1 protein-coding gene and 1 pseudogene are annotated in these 1,794 nt (G+C 29.8%); both read left to right on the forward strand.

Translation table 11 applies throughout. The features are described 5' to 3' along the window. Nucleotides 1-261: pseudogene (locus AB2369_RS13180) on the forward strand (spore gernimation protein); the annotation flags it as partial. Then, the gene (locus AB2369_RS13185; RefSeq protein WP_367666929.1) at nt 251-1,426 is read left to right on the forward strand and encodes a Ger(x)C family spore germination protein; all 1,176 of its coding nucleotides are present in this window, start codon (nt 251-253) and stop codon (nt 1,424-1,426) included. The pseudogene AB2369_RS13180 and the gene AB2369_RS13185, both read left to right, overlap by 11 nt. Nucleotides 1,427-1,794: the final 368 nt, after the last annotated feature.

Consider the following 1,794-nt stretch of genomic DNA (forward strand, 5'->3'; position numbering starts at 1 on the left):
ATGGTGAATTTATTGTTTCTATCCGCTACCTTATGCAAGGAAAGTTTTAATCTTCAAAAAGAGAAAATTGCAGGAGCCATATTGGTACCAATAATTTATGCTATATGCTTATATCCAGAGAATTATGCAGATATACAAAAATTATCAGGAACATTTTTAGAACCTATGATTTTATTTATAATAGTAGCACTTCCTTTAATCCTGCTTATAGTAACTAAATTTAAACTGCGAAAAAAAGGAGGGGTAAAGAATGAAGGGTAAAAAGTTAATAATTTTACCTCTCCTATTGTGTTTAATTTTTACAGGATGTTGGGATAAGGTAGAGATAGATAGAAAAATATTTATATCAACTATAGCAGTAGATGTAGGAGAAGATATAGATAAGGATAAAGAGCTTAAAGAAATGAGTACTGAAGAGATACCGGCAGAGAGAAGTGTAAAGAAACTTAAAGTAATTTATTCTTATCCAGATTTAAGTAAATTTTCTCCAGAGAAGGGTACTATAGAAGAAGAAGGGGTCCTTGAAATGGATACTTATTCTATGGATGGAGCTATGGCTGATGCTGCAGTAAAGAGTAGTCGAGATATATCCTTAGATCATACTAGGCTTCTTATATTAAGTAGAGACTTACTTCGATATGAAGATACATTTAAAGAGGTATTAGATTATCTAAAAAGGCAACCTAAATTAAATAGAAGATTGTATGTAATAATGAGTGCAGGTCCCCCTAATGAGTTCACTAAGGCAAAACTTCCATCAGGTAGTCATTTGCAGGTACACATAAACGGCATAATGGAAAATGCAAAGAGGAATTCAGCTATACAACCAGTAACTTTAAATGATCTTTTAATTAATCTTTCAGCAGATGGAAGTGGAACTATTCCTATAATGAAGATGGATAAGGACACTAAGGAGATTGCTATATCAGGAACGGCTATAATAAAAGATCATAAATTAAAAGGGAATATAAATGAAATTGAGAGTGTGGATTTTCAAATACTAAAAGCAAAGGCTAAAGGGGGGAATAAGGTTGTATATTATGAAGGCCACCCTGTAGACTATGAGATAGATGGAATTCTTAAAAAGACAAGAGTTGAATATGATGAAAAATTAAAAGTAAATATAAATTTAGAGATCGAAGGTAGGATACAGAATGCATATTTAGAAGGAAAAAAGTTAGATGAGGATATGTTGAAAAAATTAGCTAATGATTTTAATACAAGTATATCATCCCAATGTGAAAAAGTTGCAGAATTAATTCAGAAGGAGATGGAGGTAGATGTTATTGGAATATCTACATATATTGAAAAATTTAAGCCCTCTATGTGGAAAAAGATAAAGGATGATTGGGATGAAATCTTTAAAGAAGCTGAGATAAATGTAAATGTTAAGAGTCACATAAGAAGAATGGGGGTAACAGACTAATATAGAGTGTAGATCATAATATAAGGCTTTCTTATTTAATCCAAAGGGATTTTTATAAGAAAGCCTTTAGATTTACACGAAGTTACTAAGTATATGGTATATATAGGGTTCCCATGCTAATTCTTAGGAACCCTATATATATACTATTTTAAAATTCAATCTTTGAATACGTATTAAATAATGTAAGCTTGTGATTTAGTTTCAATTATTAGGTGATTTATATATAGATTAGATATTAGCTTATATCTTAATCTAATTTGTTGAAAATTCTATATTTAAGTAGTGTATGAAATAAGATTTAGGTTAAAAACTCTATATAGGGTTTTTAGTCTAAATCTTAACTTATACATGTACTTAAATCCTTTAAA

This window comes from Clostridium sp. (assembly GCF_040797585.1).
In the GTDB taxonomy this organism is placed as follows: domain Bacteria; phylum Bacillota; class Clostridia; order Clostridiales; family Clostridiaceae; genus Clostridium_Z.

Excerpts from the sequence above, each read along its gene's own strand:
- AB2369_RS13185 (WP_367666929.1), top strand. The coding sequence starts at position 251 with ATGAAGGGTAAAAAGTTAATAATTTTACCTCTCCTATTGTGTTTAATT.